The following is a 25,033-nucleotide window of genomic DNA, read 5'->3' as shown; positions in this document are numbered from 1 at the left end:
ACTCCAGCCCGTCCGAGTCGCCGGCTCCGCCCCGTACTCGACCACCGACCGGGCGACGCGCGCACTCGACCGCGGCCGCGCAACCGGTCAGCGACCGGCCGTTTCGACCTCTTCCGAAGCCTGCGCCCCTCCCGCCTGCTCCTGTCCCGGGTCCCAGGCGGCGTGGGCGCCCGGCACGCCGTGTTCGACGACGAAGCTGCCGCGGGTGGTCACCGGCGCGCCACGTTCCCGCACATAGGGCACCACCCGGAAATCGCTGCGCCACAGGTCGTGATCAACCGCCACCCGCACATAGCCGCGCTGGCCGTTGAAGAACTTCATATCGGGATTGGCGGCCAGCAAGGTCCGGCCGCGCGGGGTCAGATCGGCGCCGTCGCGGCCGGTGGTGATCGAGGTCCCGGTGAATTCCGTGGCGACGACCAGTGCGTCCGGGTCGCGGTAGTTCCCGCGGATATCGACCACATAGTTCTCGTGCCGGTCGCCGGTGAGCACCACCAGATCGCCGCGGCCGCGGGCAGCGGCCGCGGCCAGTACCGCGTCGCGGTCGGCGACGTAACCGTCCCAGGCGTCGGTCCCCACCGCCACCGCCGGGCCGGGGTCGTAATCCGATTGCGCCATGGCGACCTGATTGCCCAGGATCTGCCACCGTGCCGGGGACCGGGTGAGACCGTCGATCAACCAGTGACGCTGCTCGCCGCCCAGGATCGTCCGGTCGGCGGCGAAACGGTCCGGGCAGTCCACCACCAGGTTCGCGCCGTCGCCGCAGACCAGTGGCGAGCGGTACTGGCGGGTGTCCAGCATGGTGAGGTCGGCGAGGTCGCCGAACGTGTATCGGCGGTGCATCCGGGCGTAGGGCCCCGACGGCAACTGTTCGATCCGGAGTGGCAGATGTTCGTACATCGCCTGGAAGGCGGCGGCGCGGCGGCGTCGGAACAGCGCGGGCAGCAGGTGGATATCGATACCGGCGCCCGGCTCGAAACCGGCCCAGTTGTTGTCGATCTCGTGATCGTCGAAGGTGCAGACCCAGGGGAACAGCGCGTGCGCGGCCCGCAGTTCGGGTTCGGCCTTGTACTGCGCGTACCGGAGCCGATATCCGGTGAGGTCGGCCGCCTCCGCGCGCAGGGTGTCCGGTATCGCGGCCCCCACCCGGCCACGGGCCCATTCCATTTCGTAGATGTAGTCGCCGAGATGCACGACCAGTTCGAGATCCTCGTCGCACAGATGCCGGTACGCGGTGTAGTAACCGGAACTCCAGTGCTGGCAGGAAACGAACGCGAAGCGGAGCCGATCCACCCGTGCTCCCGGAGCCGGGGCGGTCCGGGTGCGGCCCACCGGCGAGATCGCCGAACCCGCTCGGAACCGGTAGAAATACCAGCGATCCGGGGCGAGACCCCGCACCTCCGGGTGCACACTGTGGCCCAGTTCCCGGGTGGCGACCGTACTCCCCCGGGCGGCGATCCGGCGGAACTGCTCGTCCTCGGCGACCTCGTAGTCAACAGTGACGGGCGCCCGCCCGGTCCCGCCCAGCCCGTCGGGGGCGAAGGGGTCAGGAGCCAGTCGCGTCCACAGCACCACACCGTCGGGTAGTGGATCACCCGAGGCCACGCCCAGGGTGAACGGATCGCCCAGCGTGCGCGGGGCCCGGAACGGGGCACTGCTCACCAGGCCCGCTCCGGCCAATACCGCGACGGCACCGGCCGTACCCGTGTGCAGCAGTGCGCGACGGGACAGGTCCATAGCTCAGATTATCCCGCGGCCGGGATACCCGGCAGCGCGGCGCGGCGGCGACAGGCCGGGACGATACCGACCGGCCGGGCGCGGACTAGAGGTCGGCGAAGCACACCACGAAACGGCGCTGGTCGTAAGCGAAACCGCTATCCGCCGACGGGCAGGCGTTCACGCTGTTGGTATCCGGCAGGATGCTGATCACCTGCACCCCACCGGGGGCGCATTCGGTGCGCTGCGGCTCGTCGCCCGAGACGTCGACACAACTGCCCACCACCCAGTCGATATCGAGGCACAGGGTGGTGTCGGCGATGGTGTGACTGGAATCGGAGTCGGTGGGGCAGGCCGTTCCCGCCGGGCCGACCGCGGACACCTTGTAGCGGGATTCCGCACTACCGCAAGACGCTTCGGTGACTTCCTTCTCGCCGAATCCGCTCACACATTCCCCGGCTACCACCTCGACCTTCGGCGGGGCCTCCTTCGCCTCTTTGTTGGCCTCACCCGCCGTACCCAGCACCACTGTCGTGGTGGTGGGAGGTGCGCTGGGCGCCCCCGAGGCCGGCGGCGGCGCCACCGGAGCGGCAGGGGTCGCGGTCGTACCGGCGACCGCGGTGGTGCCCTCGGTGCTCGGGACGGCCAGGTCCTCGGTGGCCTGGTCGTCGCCACCGGCGGTGGCCATGAGCGCGGCGATACCGATACCGAGCACGATCGAGGTCACCACGGCGGCAATGGCGATGGCCGCCGCGGTGGCCCCGACCCGGGCGCGTTTTTCTTGCTGCGAGAGCGGCGGCTGCCCGCCACCCTCACCCGGTACCGGTTCGGTCACGGCTCGCCGCGCAGGACCGCCGTCACGGCGTCACCGAACGACTGCCCACCCATGATGTAACCACCGGCGATCCCGCCGACGACCAGTCCGATCGGCCCGGTGAGGATGCTCAGGAAGCCGAGGCCGACGAGTGCGCCGAGCAGACCGCCCAGCACGGCGCCGACCGCGACGCCGGTCACGTTCTTCTCCAGTTCGGCGGTGAGCCGGGTCATCGAGCTGACCGGCCGCATCTCACCGATGTTCTCGGCCGTCACGGTGGGGGTCAGCGCAAGAGTGGCGCCGTCCTCGCTGATCTCGTGTGCCACAGCCACTTCGCTGCCGGAGACCTCGTACTGCAGCGGCAGCTCGGCCACCACGGCGCCGCTGACGGCTTTCAGGATCGCCTTGGTGCCGTCGGGGGCGAGTTCGAACAGACCGTTCTCCACCTCGGTGGTGATGGTCTGCGTCCGCTGATCGACGCTGGTTTCGTAGGCAACGCCCTGGTCGACGCCCTCGCTCTCGAGCACCGGGGCCGGCGCGGCCGGTTCGGCATGCACGGTCGCGGCCGACATACCGACGGCGGCGACGGACAGAAGTGCGGTTGCGGCGAAAGTGCCGAACTTCATGACGCTCTATTCCTTCTCACGGGGACCTCCCGAACCCGGGTGGCTGCGATTTCACTTCGCGCACAGGACCATACCGATATTCGGCGTCCAGATGCATATCGGAATTTAACAGGAATATTCGTCATTTAAATTGCTACAGAATAACCGCTTTTCGCGAGTGGAATTCACCCGGACTCCCCGGTGCAAAGGTTATACGCTTCTGCGATATCTTCCGCAGGGGATCCACGGGGCCGTCAGCATTCGCCCGGCTATCCGTACTGCCCGATAACATTTACGCACCGTTATTCATGAGCGGGCCCGCATCCGTTACACGTGCACCCGAATGTCGCGATCCACTGCGCAATCAGTACCCGATTCGTGACCCGCGCACACGCTTCGTGACCGAAGGGGTCTGTGCCCGGCGTTCCGGAAGTGCTGCACTACTTATCAGGGTGTCCGATGCACTGCCGAGACGACCGGAGCCGGCCATGAACTCTGCGGGAAGTATTCGATCCGGGCTCACCGCCTGCGCGCTCGCCGCGGCAGCCGTTTTCGGCCTGCCGGCCACCGCCTCCGCCACCATCACCGACGTCGCCATCTACGGGGGGTTCGGCCTCGGCTTCGTCCAGTACGGCGTCGACTGCACCTACACGGTGACTGCCACCGGCGCGCCCGGCGACGCGGTCACCTTCGTGGATCAGGTGAACGGGCAATCCGGCGGCACCTTCGGGCCGGTCGAGGAGGAGGAGCCCGGAGTCTTCAGCGCCGACTGGAGCCCGGCCGTCACCGGTAGGCATACCGTCTCCGCCGACGGCGCCTCCACCACAGTGAATGTCGCAACCGGATACGACTTCGGCATCATCTGCTTCACCCTGCCCGAACACGTGCACCTGCCGTTCTGACCTCGGCCGCCGGCCCACCCGTCCCCTTGCCGCAGGGGCACGAACCCGACTGCGAGGGTTCCAGCGCTCTTGACAGACTCCGGACTTTTGACAGACTCCGACGAAATCGCCCGGCGCGTCGGCCGGGTCGGACGAAGGGATTTCGGATGGGTGTCTACGCGGTGACCGGAGCGGCCTCGGGTATGGGCAGGGCGGTCGCCGACAAGCTGACCGCCGAGGGACACCGGGTGATCGGCGTGGATATCCAGGAAACCGATATCGTCGCCGACCTCTCCACCGCCGCGGGCCGGCGCAACGCGATCGACGACGTTCTCGCCGCGGCGGACGGCCGGCTCGACGGCGCCGTCCTGGCTGCCGGCCTCGGACCGGTACCCGATCCTGCCCGGCTACCGATGATCGCCGCCGTGAACTATCTCGGCGTGGTCGATCTGCTCGAGGGCTGGCGACCGGCGCTGGCCGCGACCGGCGCCGCGCGCGTGGTGGCCTTCGGCAGCAATTCCTCCACCACGGTTCCCGCGGTCCCGGGCCGGACGGTCAAAGCCTTCCTGGCCGGTGACACCGACCGCGCCGTGCGGAGCGTGAAGATCTTCGGCCGGCAGGCCGCGCCGTTCGTCTACGCGGCGTCCAAGATCGCGGTGAGCCGCTGGGTGCGCCGCCACGCCGTCCGCCCGGAATGGGCCGGGGCCGGTATCCGGCTCAATGTCATCGCCCCGGGCGCGATACTCACCCCGCTATTGGAAAGCCAGCTGGCATCCGCCACACAAGCCAAGGCCGTCGAAGCCTTCCCGGTGCCCACCGGCGGCTTCGGCAAACCCGAGCACATCGCCGACTGGGTCTGCATGATGCTTTCCCCGTCAGCCGAGTTCCTCTGCGGCAGCATACTTTTCGTCGACGGCGGCACCGACGCCTACTTCCGCCCGGACGACTGGCCGCGCGCCGTCCCGCTGCGCCGGATCGTGGGTTATCTGCGCAAGTTCCGGGGATTCGCCGTCACCCGCAACGGGTGAGAATCCCGGGCGCGGGCGGCCCGAACACTCATGCCGGTCCACGGCGGCCCGCGCCGGGCCCATACCCCGGGCGCAACTCGACTCCGCGCCCGGACAGCGGTGCCCCGCACGACCTCACTGCGCGCCGGGCAATCGCAGGGCGTTGAACCAGATCCAGTTCAACGTGTCGAGCAGCGTTTCGAAACCGATCTTCTCGCCCTCGACGAAAACCAGGGACGCCATCCGGCTGACCATGCTCGACAGCGCCAGTGCCGTCACCCGCGCGTCCAATTGTGTGGCGACCAGGCCCCGCTCCTGCAGATCCCGGATCAGGGCCGCGTTGCGGTCGATGAATGCGGAGGCCCGTTCGGCGCGCAGGGCCGCGAACTGCTGATCCACCCGGGAGACCTGTTCCAGTGCCGCCATCAACCGGGCATTACGCCGATAGGAGCGCAGGTACTCGCGGTTCGCGGCGGCGATCCAGTCCCGCGGATCGTCGCTACCGCCCCGGGCCCGGACGTGCGGGTGCAACATCTCGTCCCGTACCTGCGCGACGACCTCGGTGAAGATCTCTTCCTTACTGTCGAAATAGGTGTAGAACGAACCCGACGCGACACCCGCGGTCCGGGTGATATCGCTGATCCGGGCGTCCACGAACCCATCCGCTTCGAAAACCTGACGCGCCGCGGTGACCAGAGCGGCACGGGTCCGGATACCGCGCCGGCTCTTCGGGGCCGGGCGGGCGGTGGCAGTCGGCGACCCCTGTCCGGAATCGGCCGCTGTGCCCGCAGAAGCGCTGTCTTCCTGGGCATTCACCGATTACTCGCCGTCCTCGATTGTCTGGGATCGCTGGATCGTACAACTGTGTTTACTTGCGGCGCCGCGGGTCTCGGTCTCGGCTTCGCGGTCCGGCCTCCCGGGACATCGCACGCGACCGTGTGCCCGACCGCCGAGCCGCCGTTCAGGCCGGGAAGAGCCGGCCGGTCGCCAAGGTGGTGATCCGGTCGCCGTTTCCGGCGTCGCGCAGAGTCGCCCGCCCGACATCGGCCCGCAGGGTCGCGTCGGCGACCACCGGACCCACCCGGGCAGGTTGCAGGTAGCGCAGGCCGAGCGTGCTCAGGGTCGCGCCGGGTGCCAGCGACAGGATCGCTTCCTCGGCGGCCAGCGCGATGAGGCCCCCGTTGACCGTGCGCGAGGCGTTCAGCCCGTCGTCGGTGCGCGGCAGCACCGCGGTTCCCGGAGCCCGCCGCTCGCAGCCGGCCCGCTCGGCCAGCGGTACGGCGAGCAACCGGTCGGAGACCGGCATATCGATGCTCAGCTCCTCCGGTAGCCGCAGTTCCTCGTTCGGCGACACCATGAACGACCCGCCGCCGAACGCGAAGGGTTCACCGTCGACGGTCCACTCGACCTCCGCGACGAAGACCGAACGCCCCGCTTTGATCTTGCGACCCACCGCCCGCACCTCACCGGCACCGGGCGCGGGCCGGTAGAGATGCACGTCGAGTTCGAGCGTGACGGGCACCCGCGGCCCCAGGGTGAGCGCGGCCAGCAGACCGGTCACCGTATCGGTCCAGGTGGCGAGCACGGACGTGCGCAGCCGCTCGGTACCGGGCACGAGCATCTGCGGGGTGATCGTCGCCGATCCGTGCAGTTCCTCACCCACCAGCGTGGTCGCAAAGCCCAGTTCCAGCAGGATATGCCGCCGGCGCCGCGGTTCCGTACCGGTCTCGACCGTCATAGATTGCCTCCTCGTGAGCGTCCGTGACGGCGCCTGGCGGGTGCCGACCGGACATATTCAACGTATCCGGTGGCGGGGCCGTGCGGCGGAGCTACGTCGTCAGCCGGCGGCTTCGGCGGCGGCGCGGGCTTTGCCGAGTTCGGCGCGGGCGATCGTCAGCTTGTGGACCTCGTCCGGTCCGTCGGCGATGCGGAGGGTCCGCAGATGCGCGTACATGCTGGCCAGCGGGAAATCCTCGGTGACACCGGCCGCGCCGTAGACCTGGATCGCGCGGTCCACGATGCGCAGCGCCATCACCGGTGCGGCGATCTTGATGGCGGCGATCTCGGTCCGGGCCTCCTTGTTGCCGACCGTATCCATCATCCAGGCGGTTTTCAGGGTGAGCAGCCGTGCCTGTTCGATATCGATCCGGGCCTCGGCGATCCAGTCCCGGATATTGGCGCGTTCACTGACCTTCCGGCCGAAGGTGGTGCGGGATTCGGCGCGGGCGCACATGAGTTCCAGGGCGCGTTCGGCCATCCCGATGGCACGCATCGCGTGATGGATACGGCCCGGGCCCAGCCGCGCCTGGCTGATCGCGAACCCTTCGCCCTCCCCTTTGAGGACGTCGGCCAGCGGCACCCGCACATCGGTGAAATCGATTTCGGCGTGACCCTCGCGGTCGACATAACCGAACACCGGGAGGTTGCGAACGACCCGGACCCCCGGCGCGTCGATCGGCACCACCATCATCGACTGCTGCCGGTGTTTGGGCGCCTCCGGATCGGTTTTGCCCATGACGATCAGCACCTTGCAATTGCGGTGCATGGCGTTGGAGGCGAACCATTTCCGGCCGTTGAGCACATAGTGATCGCCGTCGCGTTCCATCCGCATCTCGACGTTCGTCGCATCGGAACTGGCCACCCCGGGCTCGGTCATCGCGAATGCCGACCGGATGGTGCCGTCGAGCAGCGGTTCGAGCCAGCGTTCCTTGTGTTCCTGGGTGCCGAAGAGGGTGAACACCTCCATGTTCCCGGTATCGGGTGCCGAACAGTTGCACGCCTCGGGGGCGAGCGCCGGGCTACGACCCATGATCTCGGCGAGCGGCGCGTACTCCAGGTTGGTCAGCCCGGGGCCCCACTCTTCGTGCGGGTGGAAGAGATTCCACAGTCCGCGCTTCTTGGCCTCGGTTTTCAGGTCCTCGAGGATCTGCGGGTGATGGTGCGGATCGCCGGCCGCGGCCATCTGCTCGGCGTAGACCGGTTCGGCCGGGTACACACATTCGTCCATGAACGTGAGCAGGGTCCGGTGGTATTCGCGAGCACGGTCGGTCGAGGTGAACAGTTCCACTCGGAACTCCGATCTTCGGGGCGCGGCTCGATGCGCCTGCGGCGGGGCGTTCGACGCCTCCGACGGTAAACGAAGTTGAATCCGGATTCAACTTTCGCGGGACGTCCCGCACCCACCATCCGTCACTGACGCACAGCCGGACGGGCGGACGGATCCCCCTCCATGGCCAGTGGAATCCCGGGTGGAAAGGTCACCGGAAGGGCCGCCAGTGACCGATGGAACGGGCCCGGCCGCCAGGCCGGTTCACCGCCGGGAAATTCCGCGCGCATCTCCGGCAGCGCGTCCAGCAGCTGGTCGATGGCGCCCTCCGCGATGATGTAGGCCAGCGACTGCGCGGGGCAGGCATGCGGACCCAATCCCCAGGCCAGATGGGCGCGGTTGCCGGTCAATTCCGATGCCCGGATGGCGGGATCGTTGTTGCATGCGGCCATGCTGATCACGACCGGTTGATGGGCGGGCAGCCAGACATCGTCGAGCAGAATCGGCATCCGCGGATAGGTCACCAGCAGATTGGCCAGCGGCGGGTCGTTGAACAAGACCTCGTCCAACGCGTCGCGCGAGGTCAGGTTGCCCCCGAGCACGCTGCCCCCGAACCGATCGTCGGTGAGGATCAGCAGCAGAGTGTTGACGATCAGGTTCAGTTCGAATTCGATCCCGGTGCCGAACACCTGGGACACATGGTGGGAGACCTCTTCGTCGGAGAGCTCGGCCGGATGCCGCAACAGGACCGAGGTGATATCGCGGCCGGGCTCCTCGTGTTTGAGCAATACCAGGTTCATCAGGGCCTCACCCAGCATCCGGCTGCCCGCTTCGGCATCCTCTCCCTCCAGCATGGCAGCGATGCCTGCGGCGACCTGCTGACCGATTTCCGGAGGGCTGCCGAGCAGATAGTTGATCACCTGGAACGACAGCGGGAAAACATACTGCTGGATCAGCTCCGCCCGGCCGTCCGCACAGAACGAATTGATCAGCGGACCGGCGAGGCTCTCCACCACGGAGTGGATGGCATACATATCGACCTCGTCGACCGCGGCGGTGATGGCCTGCCGGTAGCGCAGGAACTCCTGCCCGGCGCAGCGACTGGCCATCGGCCGCCACTCCAGCATCGGCAGGACCGGGCAGCCGGCCGGAACGTCCTTCTGCCAGGTACGCGGGTCCGCGGGGAAGCGGTCCGGATCGTTGAGTACTCGTAACGCCGTCGAATAGCCGATCACCAAAGTGGCGGGCACCCCCGGCGCCAGTTCCACCGGAGCGAGCGATCCGTAGCGGCTGCGCATAGCCCGATAGAACCGATGCGGATCGGCAGCGAACTCCGGGCCGTAAAGGGCGACTCCGGGATCGTCGAAATCGCCCGGCGAACCGGGTCCGATCGGAGCGTGGACATGTGGTCGGTAGTCCGGTCCGGTCAAGAGACAAACTCCATGCACTGGTAGCGGGACCGATGGTTTTCCACCGGCCGGGCACCGGTTCGAGCCTCCTCCTGCAAAACTGACTCGAGCCGGAACCAAGCGATGGTATGACATAGACCGGGTATCTGCTCAACTTCTAATTATGTTGTACAGCCGCACTTTTCGGCGAATTCATTGGTTCAGTCCGCACATTTTCGAGGGCCCGGAACGGCCACCCGCAGGACGGGGGCCGGGTCCGGCGCCCGGCCCCCGGGCCTCATACGCCGAGCGCGTCCAGCGACTTGTTGTCGTCCACCGCTGTGGTGATCCGGCGCATCAAGGTGAGACAGGTTTCCCGCGACTGCATCTCCGGCTGATAGGCCGCCCGGCCGATCGTGAATGCCCATGCCGCATACGCGAACATCGACTGCTGCCGGTATATCAGCCACGCATCGTCGAAGGCCGGGGCGCGACCACCGGCGCGGGACAGCTCGTCCAGATAGGCCCTCAGCAGATCCTCGGCCCAGGCACGCCGGTCCGCGGGCTCACATCCGGAGTTCACGGTGTACGCGAAGTCGTGCCCCCAGCCGCCACGCATCACCACCTGCCAGTCGACGTACCCCATCCGCCCCTCGGCCGTCCGGTAGGTCTGACCGATATGCGGGTCACCGTGGAGCAGAGTGTGCGGCAGCTCCCGAGTCGCCAGGTCCACCGCCCGCTCCACGGCCGTCCACAGCCGATCGGCCTGTCCGTGCAACGCGTCGGGAACCACCTCCGCCGCCCGTTCGAGGCCCACCCCGCACCGGGTTTTCATATCGATCGCCGCGAGGTAAGCGGCCAGCGCCTCGTTGGTCGTCTTCAGCGGCTCGATCGCCGGGCTCTCCCAGAACGTGCCGTGCAACCGCGCCAGGTTGCGGACCAGATCCTCCATCTCCGCGCGGCCGATCGGCTCGGTGGGCTCGCTGAATACCGCGCCGCGGGTTACCGCGATATCCTCCATCAACGCGATCGACCGCCAGGACGCGGAATCCGAGGCCCCCCAATAGCCGAGCGGCGCCTGGATATCGAGTTTCGGCCGGAAATCCCGGAAAAACCTGGTCTCGCCGTCGATCATCTTGCCGCCACCCAGCAGGATGCGCTGACTGAGCGATGTGGTGGTCTTCGCGAACAGCGCCTCCGGTAGCTCGGCCGCGCGCCCCGCCTCGTTGTACGCCACCCGGATCGCGACCCGGGTGGATGTTCCGCTGCTCCCGCCGTCGGTCTCGAACGAGACCACTTCCGCATCCGGCGCGTCCCGGCACAGGACCGCCGTCAGCCATTCCGTAGTCAGTGCCGCACCGGACGCGGGCACATCGTCGATCGTGCGCGCACGATGCCCGGTGATCTTCTCCCCGACGATATGCCCGCCTACCGCGACCAGCCGTCCGAGCAACCAGAGTTTGTGATTCATCTTCGCCCCACTTTCCGGATGCGCGCATCACGCGACCGCGCACCGCGCCGGACCATCCGGCCCGGCTTTCCTATCGCATCGACAGGTGTCGATATTGCGCCATAATTCCCAGCGCCGGAAGGTCTTTCGGATTATCGGCGGTATCGGACACGCCCCGGCCCAGCGAGGCGGAGTGAGATGAGGCGACTCGATATCAGAACGAGACTCCGGCAGAACCGGAAACGCGTACCCGGCGGAAATATAATCGGGCTACCGACCACCGTCGAGGAAAGACGACTCCATGGTGACGCTCTCTGTTCGACATGTACCGGACGAGATCTACCGCGCCCTGCGGATACGCGCGACGAACCACGGCCGCAGCACGGAAGCGGAAATATTGGCCATCCTCGAGGAGGCTGTGACGCCACCCGAACGGGCACGACTGGGCGCGATCCTGTCCGGGAACTGCCCCGATGCCGCGGCATCCGACGATGACCGCGACCCGGACCCGGGCAACTCCCGGTGACCGTACGCGGATACCGGGAGTCAGCCGGCCAGACCGCGCAGGACGACATCGAGCCCGCGCCGGAATTCCTCGCCGGGCGGTAACGTCCGCGCGTCGGTCGCGGTGCGGGCGAGGTGCGGGAATTGCTCCGGTGCCAGTTCGGACATGGTGATCGTGCCCGTCCCCGACAGCGCCGCGTAGTGCTCGTTCTGCAGAAACCCGAGTAGATAATCGATCAGGGTGCGCTGGGCGACGACCCGGTCGACACCGGTATAGCCGCCCTCGGTGAGTACGGCGAGCATGGTCTCGATCAACCGCAGTGAACCCGGCGCGGCCTGCCGGTGCCGGAGCACCAGCGGCACCACGGCCGGATGTTCGGCCACGGCGATCCGCAATCGGTCCATCAGCGCCCGGATACGGTCCGTCCAGCTCGCGGGGGGCAGCGTCAGGTCGACGGTCCGGAACACATGATCGACGACGAGCACTTCGAGCGCCTCCCGGTCGGCGACGTACCGGTACAGCCCCATGGTGGCGATCCCGAGCTCTCCGGCGACGGCGCGCATGGTCAGCGCAGGCAGGCCGTCGCGATCGATCACCCGCAGTGCGGCGCCGACCAGTTGCTCGTCGGTAAGGGAACGCGGCCTGGGCACGGATTGACAGCGTACTGGATACGCGGATACTCGACTGTAAGCGTACGTAGTACACCTAAAGGAGATCCGATGTCACCGCCGAACCCGGTACCGGCCCGCACCCTGACGAGCCTCACCGGTGAGCCGATACCCGTCCCCGATCCCACGCTCCTGACCCATCTGCAGTTCCGGCGTTTCGCCGGCTGCCCGGTCTGCACCCTGCACCTGCGGTCCGTCGTCACCCGCCGGGACGAGATCCGGGCGGCCGGCATCCGGGAGGTGGTGCTCTTCCACTCCCGGCCCGAGGAGCTCCGCCGATACGCCGCCGACCTGCCCCTGGACCTCATCGCCGACCCGGAACGGGAGCTGTATCGCGAATTCGGCGTCGAAAGCGGCGCCCGCGCCCTGCTGGACCCACGCGGCTGGACCACCATCGCCCGCGCGGTCGGCGCCGAACTGTCCGGTCGCGGCGACAAACCGGCTCCCCCGGCCCGGCCCGACGGCGGCCGGCTGGGTCTGCCCGCCGATTTCCTGATCCATCCGGACGGCACGGTCCTGGCCGCGAAGTACGGCGCCCACGCCGACGACCAGTGGTCGGTCGACGACCTGCTCACCCTCGCCACCCGCCGGGGCGCACCCGGCAGCCCGATCCCCACCACCTCACCGAAGGACTGACCCAGCATGATGACCCTCGAAATATCGGTCACCGGCCGCGAACTCGACGCCGAAGCCGAACGCGATCTCGCCGACCGCGTTCTGGCGACGCTCACCGGCTACGACACCGCGCCGGACGAGACCATGGGCAAGGCCCGCGAATTCACCCACGTCCTGGTGCACCGGCCCCGGACCTGGATCACCGGCGGTCCCACCACGGATTCCGCACCGCGCTACCTGGTCCGGCTGACGGTGCCGGGCTCCTGGAGCGGTGATCCGGAATTCGGCAAGAACATCGTCCCGATGATCACCGAGGCGATCGCCGCCACCGAACCCGACCCCGGCCGGCTGCTCCGCGAACCCCACTGTGTCGTCCAGATCGTCGGTCTGCGCGAACACTGTGTCGGCCTGCTCGGCCACTCCACCACCAGTACCGAACTCACCCGCCTGATGACCCAGGACTTCCGCGAATCCGGGCTCCGCCCCACCGCCCCCGAGGGTTTCACCGTCGACCCCACGTGCGGAATGCAGGTCGAATGGGCCACCGCGCAATTCACCTACACCCACGACGGGGTCGATTACGCGTTCTGCGCCCCGTCCTGTCGCAAGGTGTTCGTCGAGGACCACGTGGAGGCCTGACGACGTACCGAAGCTGCGGCGGCACGCGGTGTGCCGGGGCACCGTTTCTATTCGCCCGGCCCGATCCACGACCTCGGCCCGGTCGCGCGAACTGTCCTCGCGACCGTTTCCGGGCCGTCCGCAGTCCTGTTACCGCTGTCGCGCGAGCGCCCGGCCGATGAGCCGGGCGCCCTCCGGGAAGGCCCCCGGATTCGGGCCGGAATAGTTGAGGCGCAGGAAGGCGCCCGTCGGTTCGGCGGGAAACCATTCGTCGCCGGGCGCGATGATGACGCCGTCGTCCTCACAATCCCGGACCAGCCGGGGCAGGTCGACAGGTTCGGGCAACCGCACCCACAGATTCAGCCCGCCGCGCGGTACCACCGCCAGATGCGCGTCCGGGATGTGGTCGCGCACCGCGGTGATCAGGAGGTCACGCCGGCCGGCGAGTTGACGGCCGAGCGCGCGCAGATGCGTCCGCCAGCCGGGATGGGTCACCACATCGAGGGCGACGGCCTGGAGCAGGCCGCTCACGTACATGGATTCCGCTTGGGCATCCGCCAGGATCCGCTCCCGGGCCGGTCCCCGGGCGACGACGGCGGCGATCCGGACCGACGGGGACACGCTCTTCGTCAGCGACCGCAGATACACCACATGACCCGCGTCGTCCCGGGTGGCCAGCGGAATCGGCACGGAGTCGATACCGAAATCGTGTGCCCAGTCGTCCTCGATCAGGAACGCGCCGTGCTCGCGAACCACCTCCAGAACCCCCGCCGACCTCTCCGGATTCCACTGGCCGCCGGTGGGATTGGTGAAGTGTGGCTGGGCATAGAACGCGCGGGCGCCCGTCTGCCGGAATGCCCGCGCCAGATCCTCCGGCCGCGGCCCGTCGGTACCGCTCGGGACGGGCACCACCCGTACACCGGCTCGAGTCGCGGCGAGGATCGCGCCCCAGTAGGTCGGTGATTCCACCAGTAAGGGCCGCCCGGAGCCGACCAGCGATTGGAAGGTCGTATTGAGCCCGCTCTGACTGCCCGGGAAGATCACGACATCGCTCGGCGACGGCGGCATCACCCCGGCCGGTGTCACCGCCGCGAGTTCGGTGGCGAACCACGCCTGCAGATCCGGCAGACCGCCGCTCGGTGGGCGATTGACCGCGGCGTCGCCGCGGGCGGCACGGGCGAAGGCGCTCCGGACCAGTCGTTCGGGCAGCAGCTCCCGGTCCGGGTAGCCGGAGTGCAGCGCGATGCGGTCGTTCGGGACCGTCCGGAGCGCGCTGAACAGGGTCACCCGGTTGCGCGGCGCGCCGAGCGCCGCGGTCTGCCACCCGTAGTCGTGGGGCCGGGCGGCGCGCACGGTGCGGACGAACGTCCCTACTCCGGGCCGGCTTTCGACCAGGCCCTGCGCGGTGAGGATCCGCAGGGCCTTCTGCACCGTGACCGGACCCGCGGCATAACGCGTCACCAGGGCGCGGGTGGCCGGCAGCTGCGCGCCGGGCGGGGCCGCGGCGATCCAGTCACGGAGGTCCGCGGCGATCCGGGAGCTGCTATCGTCAGACATGAAGGATCATAGTAGCGCTATCGGAACGGACACCACTCCGCTATCGCCCCGGTGGGCGGGCCCGGCCTGGGGACTACTCGGTGTGGCGGCCTTCTCGTTCACCGTCCCGATGACCAAATACGCAGTCGCCGACGACGGCCTCTCCCCGCTGTTCATCGCCTCCGGACGCGCGATCGTGGCCACCCTGCTGGCGGTATCCGCGCTGGCGCTCACCAGACAGCGCCTGCCGCGCGGCGGGCAGTGGATCCGGCTGGGAGTGGTTGCCGGGGGCGTGGTCGCCGGGTTTCCGTTGCTCACGACCTTCGCGCTCACCGAGACATCCGCCGGTCACAGCGCCGTCGTGATCGCACTACTCCCGGCCGCGACCGCCGTGCTGGCGGTGCTGCGCGGACGGGAGCGGCCGCCGCGGGCTTTCTGGTTCACCGCGCTGGCCGGGACATTCGCCGCGGTCGGGTTCGCCGCGTTCCGCGGTGACGGATTCGGCGGACCGCGCTGGTCCGATCTGCTGTTGCTCGCCGCGGTCGGCGCGGCGGCCGCCGGATACGCCGAGGGCGGGCTTCTCGCCCGCGAACTGGGCGCCTGGCAGACCATTTCCTGGGCCCTGGTCCTGTCCACACCGGTGATGGCCGTGCTCACGGGCATTTCCGTGGTCCAGCAGCCGCCGACCGGATCTCCGGCGCAGTGGTCCGCGTTCGCCTACCTCGGCGTGGTGAGCATGTTCCTCGGCTTTCTCCCCTGGTACCGCGGCCTGGCGCTCGGCCCGATGACACAGGTCAGCCAGGTGCAGCTCGCCCAGCCGGTTTTCACGCTCTGCTGGGCCGCGCTCCTGCTGGGCGAACAGTTGACCTGGGCGACCGCACTCGGCGCCCTCGCGGTGATCGCGTGCGCCGGCAGCGCGGTGCGTAGCCGGCTGCGCCGGCCTCCGGTTTCCGGTGCGAGCCGGGGGCACGACTACCCGGACGATGCGATTTCCGCACAACGGGCTCAGGCTGCCGTGACCGGCGATGCACCGGCCGCCGGATCGAATTCCGGCTCGCTCCGGCAGTCGGGCTACCGGGGATAGACGAGTTCGCGGTAGTCGTCCAGGATCTTCTGGATGGAGGAGGTGACCGACAGGCCGTCACCATCGAGTGGTGCCCAGACGTAGCCGGCGTGGGCGCTCAGTACCACCGGACCGGGCGATTCCACCTCGACGGCGAAATGCAGCCGCCGCACCGGTTTACCCGCGGGTGACAGATAGTCGAAGTCGCCGATGTGATGCCGGATATCGGTCACCGTGAGCCCGGTTTCTTCGTGCACACCGCGGATCAGCGCGCCTGCCACCGATTCCCCCGGTTCCACGGTGGCGCCGGGAAGCTTACGGGTGGGCCGAATCGGACCGGTACTGGGCAGTTCCAGCAGCAGGACCTCACCGCCCCGATCAATGATCGCGCCGACCCGCAGCCCGACCCCGTCCTGTTCACCACGTGGCAGGGTCTCGTCGAACATCGATACCGACATGGGTGGTCTCACCAACCTTCGATCGGGCGGGGCTCGCCCGAAACTGTCTGGACGAACTACTCGATATTACCGCGCCGTGACCTACTCATTACACACGTTGACCGGAGTCGAGCGATTCCACAGCTCGCGCCGGGCCCATACGCAGGGAGTTCACCGGCTACCGGGAGCCGGACCGGTCCATTCGGGTGAACACGGTTGCGGACCAGGGAATTCGGCATGCCCACAAACGGTTCTCAACGGCGCCCCGGAACACGGGCGCACGCGAACGATTAGCACCCCGGGCACTGTGACGAACGACTCGGCAAACGCACAGATTCACCTGTGGTTCACGCCGGATTCACGACCGGCCGGTGCGCCGACCGTCTCATCGTGACACAAACCACTTCCGTGACGGCTTCGGCACTCGCCCGGCTCGACCGCCCTGCATGAGAATCATATTCTCAAATTTCAGAGTATTCGTTCCTAACCTGGGTGCCGAGCCCTATGCTGAGCGCGTGCCCAAAGATCGTCGGTATCGGGTCGTCCAGTGGACGACCGGCAATGTCGGAAAAAGCTCGGTCGGCGCGATAGTCGCGAATCCGACTTTGGAGCTCGTGGGCTGCTATGCGTGGTCACCGGACAAGGTGGGCCGCGATATCGGCGAACTCGCCGGAATCGACCCTGTCGGCATCGCGGCCACCGATGACATCGGCGCTCTGCTCGCGCTGAAGCCGGACTGCGTGGTCTACAACCCGATGTGGATAGATGTCGACGAACTGGTCCGGATCCTGGAGGCGGGGGTGAACGTCGTCGCGACAGCGTCGTTCATCACCGGCCATCGCCAGGGCCCCGGGCGGGACCGCATCATCGAGGCCTGCCGCCGCGGTGGCGCGACGATGTTCGGTTCCGGGATCAGCCCGGGCTTCGTGAATCTACTGGCCATCGTCTCGGCCGGAATATGCGACCGCGTCGACAAAGTGACCGTGACCGAAGCGGCGGACACCACGTTCTACGATTCCCCGGCCACCGAACGGCCGGTGGGTTTCGGGCAGCCGATCGACCACCCGGGGCTGCCGGATATGACCGCCGAGGGCACCGCGGTATTCGGCGAAGCGGTCCGGATGATCGCCGACGCACTCGGCGCCGAGCTCGACGAGGTGCGCTGCGACGCCGAATACGCGCAGACCACAGCCGATCTGGACCTCGGTTCGTGGACCATCCCGGCCGGCTGCGTGGCCGGGGTGTTCGCGAGCTGGAAGGGTATCGTCGCCGGCCGGACGCTGGTCGAGTTGACCGTGCGCTGGCGCAAGGGCCAGACGCTGGAACCCGACTGGAAGATCGATCAGGACGGCTGGGTACTCCAGGTGGACGGCAGGCCGACGGTGAAGAACATCGTGAGTTTCCTGCCGCCCGCGGATTTCCAAGCCGAGACCATCGCCGATTTCATGACCCTGGGTCACATCATGACGGCGATGCCGGTGATCAATGCGATTCCGGCCGTGGTGGCTGCACCCCCGGAAATCGTCACGTACACCGATCTGCCGCTGATCCAGCCGCGCGGAGTCGTGCCCGGTATCGGGTAACCGCGGGCGGGCTCACCGGCGCGGATTCGAACGCGGCGCGACCCAACCCCGGGCCGGGGTCTACCCGGATACCGATCGGGGCAGTGGAACTCGAGGGTCGCCGCGCTCGTCGCGTAGTACCCGGTCCAGCGCCTCGAGCGCGTCGGCGGCCGACCGCAGCGCGGCGACCTGGTGATCGTCGAGTCGCGCCATGGCCTGCTCGACCGTGCCCGACCAGACGGATCGGATGGTTTCCCGGGCGTCGAAGGAACTCTCGGTCGGCGCCAGGCGGGTCACTCGGCGGTCGGCCGGATCTGCCGAGCGCGCGACCAGTCCACGGTCCACCAATCCGCGGACCGCGACACTGACATTGCTCTGCCGCATACCGAGCCGGGCCGACAGTTCGGTCACGGTGATACCGGGCGCGGCCAATATCTGTTTGAGCACCGCCAGTTCGGTGGTCGGCAGATGCGGTACACCCGCGACTTCCGGAACGAGCCGGTGCACCGTCCAGGCCAGATCACGCAGGACCGTGGGCAGGTCACGGCCGTCGTGGGCGTGACGATCGGAGTTCATGAGGCCAGGGTATCGCATCTTTTGACATATATATGTTTTCATAACTGTTATGGGTTTGCATCTCCACATCCAGGAAGAAGCCCATACTCTCCTTCTTGTTCCTCACCCGAGTGCATCCGGACTCCACCGGCGCCTCATCCGATATCCCGCGTGCGGAACTCCCGGCGACCACCCCGGCCGTCGCCGGTTCGGCTGCTCGGTAAGACCTTTCGCCCCCGAGTACGCCCGGTGTCCACTCGACCGACCGGCCCCGCACGCACCGGCTATTATTCGCACAGTGCCTTCCGGCGGGAGCAAACCTCCGGCCGGTCGGCACCGGGGCCCTCGCATCACTGACGGCCCGGAGCGCAGCGCAGGGGTCTCGTGCACGGCGGAGCAATGCTGCCGCCGGATACGGATATCGAGCGCAGAGGGGACGAGATGGACAGGCCGGCATGGGCACCCGAGGGTGTCGATATGATGCAGCCGAGCCCGGCACGGATGTACGACGCGTTGCTGGGTGGGTCGCACAACTTCGAGGTCGACCGGATGGCCGCGCAGCGCGGTAGCCGGTTGGTTCCGGATCTCCCCCGGCTCGCACTGAGCAATCGCGCATTCCTGCGCCGGGCAGTGCGTTTCCTGGCGGATGCGGGTATCACCCAGTTCCTCGATATCGGTTCGGGCATCCCCACCGCCGGCAACGTGCACGAGATCGTCCGGGAATGCGCACCGGACGCCCGGGTGCTGTACGCGGATATCGATCCCATCGCCGTGGCTCATTCCCGGGCGATCCTGGTCGGTGACGAGCGTTACGGCGCTGTCGAAGCCGATCTCCGGGAACCGGCCGAATTGCTGGACCGGGTCCGCGCGACCGGGCTGATCGATGTCGGGCAGCCGGTCGGCATCCTGCTCATCGCGGTACTGCATCTGCTCGCCGACGACGATCGGCCCGCGGCGCAGGTGGCCGCGCTCCGGCACGCGGTAGCCGCCGGAAGCTATGTCGCCATTTCTCATCTGACCTCCGCACTGCGCCCCGACGATGCCGCGGCCCTGCACCGATCCTCGCGGGAGGGCAACCAGGTCGGGATCCAGTTCCGGTCCCGGCCCGCGATCACCGCGATGTTCGACGGCTGGGATCTGATGGAGCCCGGTGTGGTCGAACTGCCCGACTGGCGACCGGAATCGGACCGGGACCGGCACGAACCAGCGGGCCGCTCCCTCGGATTGGCCGGCGTGGCGTGCAAGTCCTGACCCGGGCGGCTCGGCGCGGGCGATCCGGGTGACGGCACGGGAACTCGCGGTCGGCTGGGCCGATGCGCTCGACGGCACCGTGGCGCCTACCTTGACCCGGGACCGTATCGAGGATCTGCTGACCCGGCTGGTCGAGCGGCTACTCGAGGCGCTGCGCGGCACCGCCGAACCGGAGAGTGCCCAGGATGTGGCCGAGGCATTGGTCGCGGCGAACTACCGCGACCCCCGGGTGGCCGGGCGAACGGTCCCGCTGATCTGCCGGGACCTGGCCGACTACGTCCGCGCGACCGGCGGTGCCGGCGGTGCGGTGCACGACCGGGCCGTGCGTGTCGGCGCCGAGTTCGCCACGGGATTCACCGCGGCGCTGCGCTCGGTCTCGCTCTCGGAGCAGGAAGCCACCCTGGCCGCGGCGCTGGCCGCCGCCCAGGAAGCCGAGCGACGCCGCGAACTGTCCGAGGCCCGGTTTGCGGCGGTGTTCGCCGGCGCCTCGGTGGGTATCGGCACCGTCGACACCCACGGTCAGGTTCTCGAGGCGAATGCCGCGTTCGCGGAAATGCTCGGCCTCGAGGTCGGGCAGATGCCCGGCCGGCCGGTGGCGGACCTGGTCGGACAGGCCAACATCGGCGACGCATATGCGCGGATGACGCGTCTGCTGGCGGGCAGTATCGACCATTTCCGGATGGAGCTCGACCATCGCCGCCCCGACGGTTCGACCACCGGTATCGACCTGTCCATGTCCGCGGTCCGCGACCACAGCGGGCAGGTCCGTTTTCTGATCGGCGTGGCGGTGGATGTCACCGAACGCCGGGAACTGGCCGCCCGGCTCTGGTACGACGCCAATCACGACGAACTCACCGGCCTGCCCAACCGCGGCCATTTCTTCGACCGGTTGGCCGTGGCCACCCCGCCGGTCGGAGTGGCCTACCTGGACCTGGACGGGTTCAAGGAGGTCAACGATCACTGGGGACACACCGTCGGGGACGAGGTGCTGCGGATCGCCGGCGCGCGGCTGCGGCAGATCGTCACCGCCGCGGGCGGGCTCGCGGCCCGGCTGGGCGGCGACGAATTCATCGCCGTGGTCGAGCGGTGCGCCGGAACGGGCGAGTTGTCCGCGCTCAGTAACGATCTGCTCGCCGCGCTGACCGCACCCATGGAGATCCGCGGCCGGACGATCACCATCGGCGCGAGTATCGGCACGGCGTATCTCGAGGATGCGCCGATGGACATCGATGAGGCGATGCAGGCCGCCGATACCGCCATGTACCGCAACAAGTCCGCACGCTCCCGCTCCTGACCGGCGTGTGCACCGCCGCCGGCTGGTTGACTTTTTATGCAGACCGGTCTACTTTTCAGGGATGGGTACGAAAGGCGCCGAAACCAGGCAGCGGATGATCGAGGCCACTCGGGCATCCATCGAGCGCCGCGGATATTTCGGCACCGGACTCAACCAGATACTGGCCGACAGCGATACCCCGCGGGGTTCGCTGTACTTCCATTTCCCCGGCGGTAAGGACGAACTCGTCGCCGCGGCGATCACCCAGACGTCGGGCGTTATCGACTCCGCGATCGCGGCCGCCGATATCACCGATCCGGCCGGCGCGGTCACCGAGTTGATCGCCCTGCTCGGCAACCGGCTCGAGGCGTCCGGATGGGAATGCGGCTGCCCGGTCGCGACCGTCGCGCTGGAGATCGCCGGCACCAACGACGCGGTGCAGCAGGCCTGCACCCAGGTGTACGAACGATGGACCGAGGCCCTGCGCATCAGCCTGCACACCGCGGGCTACCGGAATGCGGAGGATCTGGCGGTGTCGCTACTGGCCCTGATCGAGGGTGCACTCCTGCTCGCCCAGACCCATCGCAACCGTGAACCACTGAACCGCGCGGCCCGGGTCGCGCGAAGCCTGCTCTGACCCCGCATTGCACGTCCGCGCTTTCGGCATATCCACAAAATATGTAGACCAGTCTAGTTAGGAGCTAGTCATGACCTCTCCCGATTCCGCGGTGTTCGGCGCCGCCGGATTCATCGGGCGCGCCCTCGTCGCCCGCCTGCTGACCCAGGGCCACGCTGTCGCGGCCGCGGTCCGTCCCGGCACCGCCGCCCGGCTCACCACCTGGCTGGACAACCAGCAGGTCGATCGAACTCGGCTGACCGTGATCGACTGCGATATCACCGATCCCGGCCTGGGCGCCGTGGGCCGGGCGGAGCTGAGCGCGGTGCGCGATGTGTACAACTGCGCCGCCCGCTTCGCGTTCGGACTCGACGCCGCGCTCGCCCGCGCGGTCAATGTCGACGGCGCACTGCATGTTCTGGACTGGGCACAGCGACTGCCCCGCTTGCGCCGGCTGGTCCATATCACCGGGTATCGGGCCAGCATCCCCGATTCCGCCGAGCACGATTACGAGGTCGGGGGTTACGAGGCCTCGAAATCCGAAGCCGATACCGTCCTGCGCGAACGCGCCGCGGCCGCCGCGGTCCCGCTGACCGTCGCCGACCCGAGCACCGTGATCGGGCCCGGCCAGTACATCGGCCTGGCCGAACTCGCCCGGGACCTGTGGTACGGCAAGCTACCCGCCCTGCCCGGCAACTCCCGCACCCTGCTCCCCGTCCTGGACCTCGACTATTTCGTCGAATTCCTCACCCTTCTCCCGCAATCCCCGGACACCTCGGGCCGGTCCTACACCGTCCTGGACCAGGCGACTCCCCCACTCCCCGAGCTGATCGGTGTCCTGGCCCGCCATCTGCACGTCCGCGCACCACGTTTCACGATCCCGGCCGATCTCGTCGCACGGCTACCGCGGCGGCTGACCGGGGTGGACCGCGAGCGTCTGACCTTCATCGCGGACGACCGATACGACACCTCGGCCGCGGACGCGGTCGCCGCGGCCGCCGGACTCACCATGCCACCCGTCACGGTGACACTGCAGAACTGGGCGGATCACCTGATCAGCAGCCGCTTCGGCGCCACCGAGGCGGACCCGTCCGCGGGTTTCGACCACGGCCTCTGGGGCACCGGTGATCGGCGCACGCCCGATATCGTCCTGTTCCACGGACTGCCCACCGACAGCGACGCCTGGCGCAGGGTCACGGACGCGACCGATACCACCACCTACGCCGTCGACCTGCCCGGCCTCGGCCGTTCCGCACCCGGACCCGACCCGGCCGCTTTCCGGCCGGACCGTCTCCTCGCCACCGTGACCAGCCGCCCGATCCTGGTCGGGCATTCACTGGGCTGCCTGCCGGTGCTGCGCTACGCGGCCGCCCACCCCGAACGGATCTCCGGAATCGTCCTGGTAGCACCGGCTTTCCTGCAGACCCGCGGTTCATGGCTCACCCGGTCCCCGATCACCACCCCGATTCTGCGCCGCCTGACCCCGGAACGGCTCGCCACAATCCTGGGAGTGCCGGCCGGCCCGGCGATCGAGAGCGCAAGCGCGAATCTGCGCCGCCCCGGAGTCGCGCGGCGCACCGTCGCCGCCCTGCGCGCCGCGAGCCGGCCGCGCCACCGCGCGGCCGCCCGCCGGCTGCTCGAGCAGGTCGCGGTGCCGGTGCACATCATCGTCGGCTCCCAGGACCCGCTCGCCACCCCGGTGGCGGCACCGACCACGGTGATCGACGGCACCGGCCACTACCCGCATCTCACCCACCCGGAACAGGTGGCGGGGATCCTGACTGCGTTCCGTCATCGGTTACCGCACGAAGCTGGTGCGCGCGGACAGCAGATCGATCGGAACGCAGTCCCCTCGTAACCGCGGTGACTCGAACGCCGCCCTGCTTCGGTCGAGCAGAACGTTTCGGGTCATGCGCGACCACCGCAGGTCCGGACGACCCGGGCCCGCGGGCATCGCGGGATGCCGGTGCTGTCCAGGGCGTGGCGGAGCGAGTTCTCGTCGAGTATGGAGAACTGTTCGTACCACCGTTGCCGCGGATGGCGCCCGCGAGACCGGATCGGCGACGATGAGACCGGGCGGCGCGGGGGTCGAACCGCGGAACACCTTGCAGCCAGCGGGTTTACGGGCCTACCGGCGGCACCGCGGGCAGCACCGTCCGGGGATCCACGCCCGCGAACGCCAGGGAGATGAACAGCCCCGCCGCCTCGTCGAGCTGCCGGGCCCGCGACAATCCGCCCACCACCGCGGGAACGGCGCCGGTATCGCGCACCAGGGTCTCGGCCACGGCGAGGGCCGCCGGGTCGTCACCGCAGAGCGGCACCGTGATCGATGCCGCACCCCACTGCGTCGACGGAACCATATGAAAACCCTTCACCACCCGGCTCCCCGGAGCGAGATCGGCGATACGGCCCGCGGTGGACGCGCCCGGTTCGGTGAGCAGGACGCCCACTCCGTGTTCGACAGCGTTGATCGGATCGATGATCGTGACGCCCGCCAGCGACCCCTGCGCCGCACCCGCTTCCCGCAGCACAGCGTCGACAGCACCCCACGGCACGGCGAGCAGAACCGCGTCGGCGTCGCGCACCGCCTCGACCGGGGCGGCGGCGCGCGCCGTCCCGCCGAGCCGTCCCGCCAGGGTGGCCGCCCGCTCCGCCGACCGTCCGGCCACCGTCACCCGATGCCCCGCCCGCACCCAGCACCCGCCGAGAGCCTCGGCCAGGTTGCCCGCTCCCAGAATTCCGATCCGCACCGTCGCACTCCTCCACATCCGTGTTCTCCGTTCGACGGCTACCGTAGGTACTCCGATACGCACCGATCGGTGCGAAACGACCGATAACGCTGGTGAGCGATGACCGCCGACAACCACTACGAGCCGATCGCCGATTGCCGCCTGCGCGGGGCACTGGACCTGTTCGCCCACACCTGGGATCCGGTCGTCCTGGCCGCCCTGCGCGACGGCCCCCGGCGGCGCGCCGCGCTGCGCGCCGGAATCGGAAGTATCAGCGATAAGGCACTGACCGAGGCCCTGCGGCGGCTGCTGGCACGCGGTCTGGTGTCCCGGCAGCCCCACCCGGGCGCGCCGCCGAGAGTGGAGTACGAAATCACCGCACTGGGCGCGAGCCTGGTGGCGGGTCCGCTCCAATCGCTCGCCGAGTGGGTTCGGAGCTACGGCGACCAGCTCGGGCTTCCGAAGGAGACAATCGTGCCGCTCCGCCGCAGCAGGTGAAACTGCCGGGCTCGCACGCGCAGGATGCCGCCTCTTCTTCTCGACCCTGTCCGCGGTCCGCCTGTCCGACGACCCGGATCCCGAACTCGCCGAGAAGATCCAGAACCTGCACCTGGCGAAGGTGCGCGCCTATCCGGACTGGGCCCGGATGCCGGCGGAGGTCACCGACCGGACCATCGTCACCGAGACGCCCGTACAGT

At 68.6% G+C, this 25,033-nt stretch carries 25 protein-coding genes; 12 read left to right on the top strand and 13 right to left on the bottom strand.

Going from position 1 to position 25,033, the window contains the following annotated elements; all coding sequences use genetic code 11:
* Nucleotides 1-87: 87 nt before the first annotated feature.
* From ACIA75_RS19455 to ACIA75_RS19445, 3 genes are all read right to left on the bottom strand, one after another.
* Nucleotides 88-1,737 carry an alkaline phosphatase D family protein gene (locus ACIA75_RS19455; RefSeq protein ID WP_397105800.1) on the bottom strand — a complete coding sequence of 550 codons (1,650 nt, stop codon included), beginning with the start codon at nucleotides 1,735-1,737 and terminating at the stop codon, nucleotides 88-90.
* 85 nt (nucleotides 1,738-1,822) lie between these two features.
* Entirely contained in the window at nucleotides 1,823-2,551 is a 729-nt protein-coding gene (locus ACIA75_RS19450; protein ID WP_397105795.1) for a hypothetical protein, read from the bottom strand.
* Nucleotides 2,548-3,156, bottom strand: coding sequence for a hypothetical protein (locus tag ACIA75_RS19445; protein ID WP_397105793.1), 609 nt, complete (start codon nucleotides 3,154-3,156; stop codon nucleotides 2,548-2,550). Before ACIA75_RS19445 ends, ACIA75_RS19450 begins: the two co-directional genes overlap by 4 nt.
* Before the next feature lie 467 nt (nucleotides 3,157-3,623).
* On the opposite strand from ACIA75_RS19445, the gene ACIA75_RS19440 reads away from it, so the two are divergent.
* Together ACIA75_RS19440 and ACIA75_RS19435 are read left to right on the top strand one after the other, a co-directional pair.
* Complete coding sequence (locus ACIA75_RS19440) at nucleotides 3,624-4,037, top strand: hypothetical protein (RefSeq protein WP_397105791.1); 414 nt, start codon at nucleotides 3,624-3,626, stop codon at nucleotides 4,035-4,037.
* A 146-nt stretch (nucleotides 4,038-4,183) separates the two neighbouring features.
* Nucleotides 4,184-5,044, top strand: coding sequence for an SDR family oxidoreductase (locus ACIA75_RS19435; protein WP_397105789.1), 861 nt, complete (start codon nucleotides 4,184-4,186; stop codon nucleotides 5,042-5,044).
* A gap of 114 nt (nucleotides 5,045-5,158) precedes the next feature.
* On the opposite strand, the gene ACIA75_RS19430 is transcribed toward ACIA75_RS19435, so the two are convergent.
* From ACIA75_RS19430 to ACIA75_RS19410, 5 genes are all read right to left on the bottom strand, one after another.
* Entirely contained in the window at nucleotides 5,159-5,839 is a 681-nt protein-coding gene (locus ACIA75_RS19430; protein ID WP_397105787.1) for a TetR/AcrR family transcriptional regulator, read from the bottom strand.
* A gap of 145 nt (nucleotides 5,840-5,984) precedes the next feature.
* Nucleotides 5,985-6,761 (bottom strand): hotdog domain-containing protein, encoded by a 777-nt coding sequence (locus tag ACIA75_RS19425; RefSeq protein ID WP_397105785.1) that lies wholly within the window; start codon nucleotides 6,759-6,761, stop codon nucleotides 5,985-5,987.
* A 99-nt stretch (nucleotides 6,762-6,860) separates the two neighbouring features.
* Entirely contained in the window at nucleotides 6,861-8,030 is a 1,170-nt protein-coding gene (locus tag ACIA75_RS19420) for an acyl-CoA dehydrogenase family protein (protein ID WP_397106692.1), read from the bottom strand.
* Nucleotides 8,031-8,212: 182 nt separating this feature from the next.
* Complete coding sequence (locus ACIA75_RS19415) at nucleotides 8,213-9,499, bottom strand: cytochrome P450 (protein ID WP_397105783.1); 1,287 nt, start codon at nucleotides 9,497-9,499, stop codon at nucleotides 8,213-8,215.
* Between the two features lie 256 nt (nucleotides 9,500-9,755).
* Complete coding sequence (locus tag ACIA75_RS19410; protein ID WP_397105781.1) at nucleotides 9,756-10,928, bottom strand: aminoglycoside phosphotransferase family protein; 1,173 nt, start codon at nucleotides 10,926-10,928, stop codon at nucleotides 9,756-9,758.
* A gap of 280 nt (nucleotides 10,929-11,208) precedes the next feature.
* On the opposite strand from ACIA75_RS19410, the gene ACIA75_RS19405 reads away from it, so the two are divergent.
* Nucleotides 11,209-11,433 carry a FitA-like ribbon-helix-helix domain-containing protein gene (locus ACIA75_RS19405; protein WP_397105779.1) on the top strand — a complete coding sequence of 75 codons (225 nt, stop codon included), beginning with the start codon at nucleotides 11,209-11,211 and terminating at the stop codon, nucleotides 11,431-11,433.
* A 20-nt stretch (nucleotides 11,434-11,453) separates the two neighbouring features.
* On the opposite strand, the gene ACIA75_RS19400 is transcribed toward ACIA75_RS19405, so the two are convergent.
* A complete protein-coding gene (locus ACIA75_RS19400; RefSeq protein ID WP_397105777.1) occupies nucleotides 11,454-12,062 on the bottom strand; it encodes a TetR/AcrR family transcriptional regulator in 609 nt (202 codons plus the stop codon).
* A gap of 69 nt (nucleotides 12,063-12,131) precedes the next feature.
* Between ACIA75_RS19400 and ACIA75_RS19395 the strand changes: the two genes are divergently transcribed.
* A complete protein-coding gene (locus ACIA75_RS19395) occupies nucleotides 12,132-12,716 on the top strand; it encodes a peroxiredoxin-like family protein (RefSeq protein WP_397105775.1) in 585 nt (194 codons plus the stop codon).
* Nucleotides 12,717-12,722: 6 nt separating this feature from the next.
* On the top strand, nucleotides 12,723-13,334 hold the full coding sequence (locus tag ACIA75_RS19390; RefSeq protein ID WP_397105773.1) for an ATPase: 612 nt from the start codon (nucleotides 12,723-12,725) through the stop codon (nucleotides 13,332-13,334).
* A 129-nt stretch (nucleotides 13,335-13,463) separates the two neighbouring features.
* On the opposite strand, the gene ACIA75_RS19385 is transcribed toward ACIA75_RS19390, so the two are convergent.
* Nucleotides 13,464-14,870, bottom strand: a complete 1,407-nt coding sequence (locus tag ACIA75_RS19385) for a PLP-dependent aminotransferase family protein (RefSeq protein WP_397105771.1) — start codon at nucleotides 14,868-14,870, stop codon at nucleotides 13,464-13,466.
* Here ACIA75_RS19385 and ACIA75_RS19380 point away from each other — a divergent pair.
* Nucleotides 14,869-15,933 (top strand): DMT family transporter, encoded by a 1,065-nt coding sequence (locus ACIA75_RS19380; protein WP_397105769.1) that lies wholly within the window; start codon nucleotides 14,869-14,871, stop codon nucleotides 15,931-15,933. The two genes, ACIA75_RS19385 and ACIA75_RS19380, sit on opposite strands and share 2 nt — an antisense overlap.
* Here the strand turns inward: ACIA75_RS19380 and ACIA75_RS19375 are convergent.
* The gene (locus ACIA75_RS19375; RefSeq protein ID WP_397105767.1) at nucleotides 15,921-16,370 is read right to left on the bottom strand and encodes an NUDIX hydrolase; all 450 of its coding nucleotides are present in this window, start codon (nucleotides 16,368-16,370) and stop codon (nucleotides 15,921-15,923) included. The genes ACIA75_RS19380 and ACIA75_RS19375 overlap by 13 nt on opposite strands.
* A gap of 494 nt (nucleotides 16,371-16,864) precedes the next feature.
* On the opposite strand from ACIA75_RS19375, the gene ACIA75_RS19370 reads away from it, so the two are divergent.
* On the top strand, nucleotides 16,865-17,932 hold the full coding sequence (locus ACIA75_RS19370; RefSeq protein ID WP_397105765.1) for a dihydrodipicolinate reductase: 1,068 nt from the start codon (nucleotides 16,865-16,867) through the stop codon (nucleotides 17,930-17,932).
* 60 nt (nucleotides 17,933-17,992) lie between these two features.
* Here ACIA75_RS19370 and ACIA75_RS19365 read toward each other — a convergent pair whose 3' ends face one another.
* A complete protein-coding gene (locus ACIA75_RS19365; RefSeq protein ID WP_397105763.1) occupies nucleotides 17,993-18,487 on the bottom strand; it encodes a MarR family winged helix-turn-helix transcriptional regulator in 495 nt (164 codons plus the stop codon).
* Between the two features lie 378 nt (nucleotides 18,488-18,865).
* On the opposite strand from ACIA75_RS19365, the gene ACIA75_RS19360 reads away from it, so the two are divergent.
* The 4 genes from ACIA75_RS19360 to ACIA75_RS19345 all read left to right on the top strand — a co-directional run bounded on the left by ACIA75_RS19360 (nucleotide 18,866) and on the right by ACIA75_RS19345 (nucleotide 23,464).
* Nucleotides 18,866-19,717 carry an SAM-dependent methyltransferase gene (locus ACIA75_RS19360; RefSeq protein ID WP_397105761.1) on the top strand — a complete coding sequence of 284 codons (852 nt, stop codon included), beginning with the start codon at nucleotides 18,866-18,868 and terminating at the stop codon, nucleotides 19,715-19,717.
* Between the two features lie 28 nt (nucleotides 19,718-19,745).
* Nucleotides 19,746-21,011, top strand: coding sequence for a diguanylate cyclase domain-containing protein (locus ACIA75_RS19355; RefSeq protein WP_397105758.1), 1,266 nt, complete (start codon nucleotides 19,746-19,748; stop codon nucleotides 21,009-21,011).
* Nucleotides 21,012-21,072: 61 nt separating this feature from the next.
* Complete coding sequence (locus ACIA75_RS19350; RefSeq protein WP_397105756.1) at nucleotides 21,073-21,627, top strand: TetR/AcrR family transcriptional regulator; 555 nt, start codon at nucleotides 21,073-21,075, stop codon at nucleotides 21,625-21,627.
* Between the two features lie 70 nt (nucleotides 21,628-21,697).
* Nucleotides 21,698-23,464: an alpha/beta fold hydrolase gene (locus tag ACIA75_RS19345; RefSeq protein WP_397105754.1), complete on the top strand. Its 1,767-nt coding sequence runs from the start codon at nucleotides 21,698-21,700 to the stop codon at nucleotides 23,462-23,464.
* A gap of 262 nt (nucleotides 23,465-23,726) precedes the next feature.
* On the opposite strand, the gene ACIA75_RS19340 is transcribed toward ACIA75_RS19345, so the two are convergent.
* Entirely contained in the window at nucleotides 23,727-24,356 is a 630-nt protein-coding gene (locus ACIA75_RS19340) for an NADPH-dependent F420 reductase (protein WP_397105752.1), read from the bottom strand.
* A 99-nt stretch (nucleotides 24,357-24,455) separates the two neighbouring features.
* Between ACIA75_RS19340 and ACIA75_RS19335 the strand changes: the two genes are divergently transcribed.
* Nucleotides 24,456-24,833, top strand: a complete 378-nt coding sequence (locus ACIA75_RS19335) for a winged helix-turn-helix transcriptional regulator (RefSeq protein WP_397105750.1) — start codon at nucleotides 24,456-24,458, stop codon at nucleotides 24,831-24,833.
* The last annotated feature ends 200 nt before the right edge of the window (nucleotides 24,834-25,033 follow it).

Source organism: Nocardia sp. NPDC051750, from assembly GCF_044453135.1.
Taxonomy (GTDB): Bacteria; Actinomycetota; Actinomycetes; order Mycobacteriales; family Mycobacteriaceae; genus Nocardia.
This window is presented reverse-complemented; position numbering and strand designations above follow the sequence as displayed.